This window comes from Anaerorhabdus sp. (genome assembly GCF_036637135.1).
In the GTDB taxonomy this organism is placed as follows: domain Bacteria; phylum Bacillota_I; class Bacilli_A; order Erysipelotrichales; family Erysipelotrichaceae; genus Anaerorhabdus.
The window spans coordinates 1-6,132 of record NZ_JAVWNC010000089.1 but is presented as its reverse complement, the minus strand read 5'-3'; the positions used below and the strand labels follow the sequence as shown (position 1 = coordinate 6,132).

General features: G+C 33.3%; 7 protein-coding genes. 6 read left to right on the top strand and 1 reads right to left on the bottom strand.

Features of this window, described 5'->3' with window-relative positions; all coding sequences use genetic code 11:
• From RR643_RS11020 to RR643_RS11005, 4 genes are all read left to right on the top strand, one after another.
• A partial coding sequence (locus tag RR643_RS11020) for an HD domain-containing protein (RefSeq protein WP_332483239.1) occupies positions 1-1,008 on the top strand: 1,008 nt, incomplete at its 5' end.
• Between the two features lie 396 nt (positions 1,009-1,404).
• On the top strand, positions 1,405-1,782 hold the full coding sequence (locus RR643_RS11015) for a hypothetical protein (RefSeq protein ID WP_332469459.1): 378 nt from the start codon (positions 1,405-1,407) through the stop codon (positions 1,780-1,782).
• Between the two features lie 106 nt (positions 1,783-1,888).
• Positions 1,889-2,224 (top strand): DNA-directed RNA polymerase subunit delta, encoded by a 336-nt coding sequence (rpoE, locus tag RR643_RS11010; protein ID WP_332469458.1) that lies wholly within the window; start codon positions 1,889-1,891, stop codon positions 2,222-2,224.
• A gap of 41 nt (positions 2,225-2,265) precedes the next feature.
• On the top strand, positions 2,266-2,907 hold the full coding sequence (locus tag RR643_RS11005) for an HAD family hydrolase (protein ID WP_332483238.1): 642 nt from the start codon (positions 2,266-2,268) through the stop codon (positions 2,905-2,907).
• Positions 2,908-3,010: 103 nt separating this feature from the next.
• Here the strand turns inward: RR643_RS11005 and RR643_RS11000 are convergent, their stop codons facing one another.
• A complete protein-coding gene (locus tag RR643_RS11000; RefSeq protein WP_332469456.1) occupies positions 3,011-4,498 on the bottom strand; it encodes a DUF1846 domain-containing protein in 1,488 nt (495 codons plus the stop codon).
• 126 nt (positions 4,499-4,624) lie between these two features.
• Between RR643_RS11000 and fba the strand changes: the two genes are divergently transcribed.
• Both fba and RR643_RS10990 read left to right on the top strand, forming a co-directional pair.
• Positions 4,625-5,491, top strand: a complete 867-nt coding sequence (gene fba / locus RR643_RS10995; RefSeq protein ID WP_332483237.1) for a class II fructose-1,6-bisphosphate aldolase — start codon at positions 4,625-4,627, stop codon at positions 5,489-5,491.
• A 115-nt stretch (positions 5,492-5,606) separates the two neighbouring features.
• Entirely contained in the window at positions 5,607-6,122 is a 516-nt protein-coding gene (locus RR643_RS10990; RefSeq protein WP_332483236.1) for a hypothetical protein, read from the top strand.
• Positions 6,123-6,132: the final 10 nt, after the last annotated feature.

Genomic DNA, 6,132 nt, shown 5'->3' with positions numbered 1-6,132 from the left:
GTAAGAAGAATGATTCAAGAAAATAATGATATTGGATCAACAGTTTCTGAACGAGATATGATTGCGGTCATGTTAGCTGGATTGCTTCATGATATTGGTCATGGTCCATTTAGTCATGCGTTTGAATCGATATGTAATACAAATCATGAAGAGTTTACTGAGAGAATTATTCTTGAAGATACTGAGGTTCATCAAATCATTGAGAAAGCTCAAACAGGATTGTCGAAAGAGGTATCCAGTATTATTAACCATACACATTCAAATGGATTGTTAACACAAATGATAAGTGGGCAATTAGATGCGGATCGCATGGATTACTTATTAAGAGATGCATACTTTACAGGTACTAAATATGGTGAGTTTGATTTGGAAAGAGTGTTACGTACAATGCGTGTCAAGGATGGTAAAATTGTGGTAAAAGAAACAGGTATTCACACTGTGGAAGATTACATTATGGCTCGATATCATATGTATTGGCAAGTCTACTTTCATCCAACGGCTAGAAGTTATGAAATCATTTTGAATAAACTATTTGAAAGATTAAGGGATTGTAAGAAAGAGAATCCTTCTGCGTTAAAATGTGTTCCAATGTTTGATGCATTTATACGAAATAAAACGGTTACTGTACACGATCATTTCTTGATGGATGAAAATACATGTTTCTATGGGTTTTCACTTTTGACATCATGTAAAGATTCAATCTTGCAAGATTTATCAAGAAGACTATTAACACGTGATTTATTTAAATACAAAGATATCACAAGTGAAAAAATGATTGATGCGAAACGTAATAGAATTGCGAAGAAATATGATATTCGTTATTACTTTGAAACAGATGAAGTGAAACAAAGACCTTATCAACCTTATCGCGAAGATGAGTATTCAGCGATATGGATTTCAATGAATAATGGAGAAATAAAAGAGTTATCAGAAGCAAGTAATATTGTGCATTCACTTGTTCATGGAGAAAATAAAAATGAAGAAAAGATGTTCTATCCAAAAGGGTAGAGCACTTTGGATAGATTAAGATAATGGATAAAAATGATAGTCTCGTTGTATAATCGAATTAAGTATATTATTAAGTCCTGGGGAGAGACATACTAGAGGAGTAAAACTCTATGCATTGAGGGAGAGTCATGTGAATGACTTTTTCTTTTTGTTGTTTAGTAAATAACAGAGTGCCTTGATAAGCGTTTTCGGGGGTGTTTTTAGAGATATAAAGAAACTATGTATAAATACTGGTTTTAGTTAATAAGAGTGAATGTAGGTTCTTTGTGTGAGTTATAGAGGGAATTAATGATTGCATTTATCCTTTACAAAACTTTAATACAAATAAAAAGAAATGTGTGTGAATTCTTCTTGACACAAGGTGTAGGTTAAGTATAATCAATGCAGGTGAGTAATTTGGAACATACACAAGTAAGTTGTAGAATCGAGCAAATCGATTGCATAGAAACTATTAAAACAGTTCTCTTTGAAGGAGAAGCGTTTAGTAAACTTGGTTATTTATCTTATGTAAATGAGTTAGGTAAACAGGAATATTTTTATGATGAAAATACAATGCGTATTGTACGTACAGCCGATGTAAAAACGGAAGTTTACCTTGATAAAAACAAACCAGGATTTGCGAGTGTAATGAGCGAATATGGGGTGTTGCATTTTACTACACAAATAGAAAAATTTGATTTAAAATCAACAGGATGGATGATTGAATATAAAATATATTCAGAAGATATATTATCTATACATACACGTATAGAATGTTGTATATTCAAAAATTGATGATTGATGATTAAAAGTAGTTGACATCTGTAGAAAATGTGTTTTAATAACACATGAAAACAGTGATTAATTTGAACTAATTGATATAGTATAGGAGGACCAAAACTTGACTTACCAATCAATGACCGACGTAGCACATAATGTTTTGACAAAGAAGAAAAAAGGTATCGAATTTAACAAACTATGGGGTGAGGTATCAGACACTCTTGGATTTGACACAACAATGCAACAAAGAAAGATAGCTCAATTTTATACAGAGCTTATGTTAGATACTAGATTTGCTTCATTAGCAGATAACAAATGGGATTTAAGATCTCGTCACTTATACAATGAAATTCATGTTGAAGTTGAAGAAATTGATGACGAAGATTTTGAAGATGAATTTGCAGATGGTGATGAAGACGAAGATACAAAACGCGATTTTACTGAAGACGATTATTAGGCAGAATATACTGCCTTTTAATTTACAAAGGAGGACCAAAAATGAAGATGATGATTTGGGATTGGAATGGTACTTTGTTGAATGATGCAGAGTGTTGTTTCCATGTTTTGAATGATTTATGCAAAGAAAGAAATATAAAAACATTAGATAGTGTTGAACAGTATCGTGAAATATTTTGTTTTCCTGTAATTCGTGTATATGAACAAATGGGGTTTGATTTAACGGCACAATCGTTTGAAGATGTGTCAGTAGATTATACAAAGGGATATCAAAGTACATATTTAAATTATTCATTACATGATTATGCGATAGATAGTTTAAAACAAAATAGAGATGAGGGTATTATTAATGTATTACTATCTGCCTCACAGATTGATATATTGAAAAAACAAGCTCAAGAATATGAGTGTAATGAGTATTTTGAAGAAATCTTAGGACTAAATAACATCTACGCTCATTCTAAAGTTGATCTTGCAAAGGAATTTATTGAAAAATCACAAATTGATTGTCGTGATATTGTGTGGATTGGTGATAGTGCTCATGATTATGAGTGTGCAAAAGAATGCGGTACACATTGTATTCTTGTTGCTCAAGGGCATCAAACAAAACAAGCACTTTGTAATACGGGTGCGATAGTTGCGTCTGATTTGCCTGAGGCTATGCGTCTTGCTCGTGAACTATAAAAATAATATTGTATCAAACAAGTAAAAAAGACGGCACATTCTGAAATGCACCGTCTTTTATAATTAATTTTTCACTACTTACCTTGAACTTTCGAGGTATTTTTTATTTGTGGTATAAACGTTTTGTATTGTAGATAGGTTCTTGTGTTAAGTTGAAACCTAGTTTTCTAAATGTGAGTACATCAATCTCTGCAAGAATTACAGAAGAGTGAACTTCACAATCTTCTAATTTTCTTAAGTGTTCTAATGCTTTTCTAGTTACTGGATTGTTGATGGCAGTAATTGAAAGAGCGATTAATATTTCATCGACATGAAGTCGAGGATTGTGATTTCCAAGAATTTCAGTTTTTAATTTTTGTACAGGTTCAATAACTTCTCTTGCGATCAAGTGAACACTGTCATCAATACCTGCAGATATTTTTAAAGCGTTTAACAAACAAGCACTTGAAGCACCAAGTAATGGTGATGTTTTACCAGTAACGATTGTACCATCTTCAAGTTCAATGGCAACTGCTGGTCCACCAGTTTCTTCTGCTTTATCTAACGCTGCTTTTACAACAGGACGTACATCCGTTGTGTTAATGCCAGCTTTGTTCATAATTAATTCAATTTTATTAACGGTTTCTTCGGTGCCGCGATCTTTTCTTAGATCAACGAGTGCATTGTAATATCTTCTTACAATTTCTTCGTAACTTGCTTTATATGCTGCATCATTATCAATGATACAGTTACCAACCATGTTTACACCCATATCTGTAGGTGATTTATAAGGTGATTCACCTTGTATTTTTTCAAATAGTGTATTAAGTACTGGGAATACTTCAACATCGCGATTGTAATTTATTGCTTGAGTGCCATATGCCTCTAAATGGAATGGGTCAATCATATTAATATCATTTAAATCAGCGGTTGCAGCTTCATAAGCTAAATTAACAGGATGTTTTAATGGAATATTCCAAATTGGGAATGTTTCAAATTTTGCATAACCTGATTTAATGTTTCTTTTTGAATCATGATATAGCTGTGATAAACAAACAGCCATCTTCCCAGAACCAGGTCCTGGTGCAGTTACAACAACCAATTCTCTTTCGGTTTCAATGTAGTCATTTAAACCATATCCTTCATCGGATACGATATGACTTACATTTGCAGGATATCCTTGAATCGGATAATGTAAGGCTACTTTGATGCCTAATCCTTCAAGTTTCTTTTTAAATTGATCTGCAGTAGGTTGTTTTGAATAGTGTGTAATGACAACACTACCTACATAAAAATCAATACTTCTAAATGCGTCAATTAAACGAAGACAGTCAAGATCGTAAGTAATGCCTAAATCACTACGAACCTTGTTTTTCTCAATGTCATTCGCGCTTATTACAATAATGAGCTCAACTTTGTCTTTCATTTCAGCGAGCATTTTAACTTTACTGTCTGGCATAAAACCTGGTAAGACACGAGCTGCATGGAAATCATCGAATAACTTGCCGCCAAATTCTAGATAAAGCTTCCCACCAAATTGGGCAATTCTTTCCTCGATGTACTTCGATTGCATCGAGATATACTTGTCATTATCAAATGCTATTTTTTTCATAGTCGATCTCCTCACAATCTTTAATATTATAGCAAATCAATAGCGATTATTCTATATAAATTACTTTTCATTTAGGATATTATGGTATAGAATTAAGGTGTTATAAAAATAGGAGGAAAATTTAATATGGTATTAGTATCAGCAACAGAAATGATTAAAAAGGCACATGAAGGCCATTACGCAGTTGGAGCATTCAACATCAACAACCTAGAATGGACTAAAGCAGTTCTTGCAGCAGCTGAAGAAGCAAAATCTCCAGTTATGTTAGGTGTATCTGAAGGTGCAGGAAAATATATGGCTGGTTACAAAACAGTTGTAGCAATGGTTAAAGAAGTACATGATTTCATGGGAATTACAGTTCCAGTTGCAATTCACTTAGACCATGGTTCATATGAAGGCGCTAAAGAAGCTATCGCTGCTGGATTTACTTCAGTTATGTTTGATGGTTCTCATTATGGCTTTGAAGAAAACTTAGAAAAATCAAAAGAAATCATTGAACTTGCTCATTCAAAAGGACTTTCAGTTGAATGTGAAGTTGGTTCAATTGGTGGAGAAGAAGATGGTGTTGTAGGTATGGGCGAATTCGCTGATCCTCAAGAATGTGCTACGATCGCTAACTTAGGTGTAGACTTCTTAGCAGCAGGTATCGGAAATATCCATGGTAAATACCCAGCAAATTGGGCTGGATTAAACTTTGATGTACTTGGAAAAATCCAAGAATCAACAAATGGTAAACCATTAGTATTACATGGTGGTTCAGGAATTCCAGCTGATCAAATCGCTAAAGCTATTTCATTAGGAGTTTCTAAAATCAACGTTAATACAGAACTTCAATTAGAATTTGCTGCAGCAACTCGCGAGTACATCGTTGCAGGTAAAGACCAAGAAGGTAAAGGATACGATCCTCGTAAACTATTAGCTCCAGGTGCAAAAGCTATCCAAGCTAAAGTAACAGCAATGATGAATCAATTCGGTTCAGCAAACAAAGCTTAATTATAAATTGAAAACTTGAGGTGAAAACTTCAAGTTTTTTGTTGCGTAAATCGTTGACATATGTAAACGAAATAATTATAATGAGTTTACATATGTAGACAAAAGGAGAAATATAATGAAAAAAATAATCATAAGTCTGTTTACTTTAATTCTTATAGTGGGTTGCGGTGAAGCAAATACTACACCAACAGTTGAACCAACTCCAGTGCAAACGGTAATGCCAGAAGCTACATTTAAAGAGGTGGATATCAATGGATTATTTCAGATAAAAGTAGTAGAAACATTGCCTGAACAAATGGAGTTAGTTATCAACGCAATCAACGAAACATCAGGTAAGATAGAATTAAAAATAACATCAAATAATGCAGAGTGTACTTTAGAAGATTCTTGTACAAGTATTCCTTTTTCTTATCTTTATGGAACAGAAGAGGATGCGATGGTGTTGGATGAGAAGATAGAGGATGCAATCACAACAATTAAAACTGAAGACAATGACTTTTATATTTGGAAGTGTTATACATGTGGATTGAATTATATCGTCAAAGAAGGGGCACCTAGTTATTACGAAGATTATTTAAAAGGTGATTCCAGTATATTGGATGATCCAAATCAACTCATTCGCTTTGAATGATAAAAGTTAG

Bases quoted from the DNA above. Each gene is read 5' to 3' on its own strand.
- RR643_RS11000 (WP_332469456.1), bottom strand. From the start codon at position 4,498: ATGAAAAAAATAGCATTTGATAATGACAAGTATATCTCGATGCAATCG.
- fba (WP_332483237.1), top strand. From the start codon at position 4,625: ATGGTATTAGTATCAGCAACAGAAATGATTAAAAAGGCACATGAAGGC.
- RR643_RS11005 (WP_332483238.1), top strand. From the start codon at position 2,266: ATGAAGATGATGATTTGGGATTGGAATGGTACTTTGTTGAATGATGCA.
- RR643_RS10990 (WP_332483236.1), top strand. From the start codon at position 5,607: ATGAAAAAAATAATCATAAGTCTGTTTACTTTAATTCTTATAGTGGGT.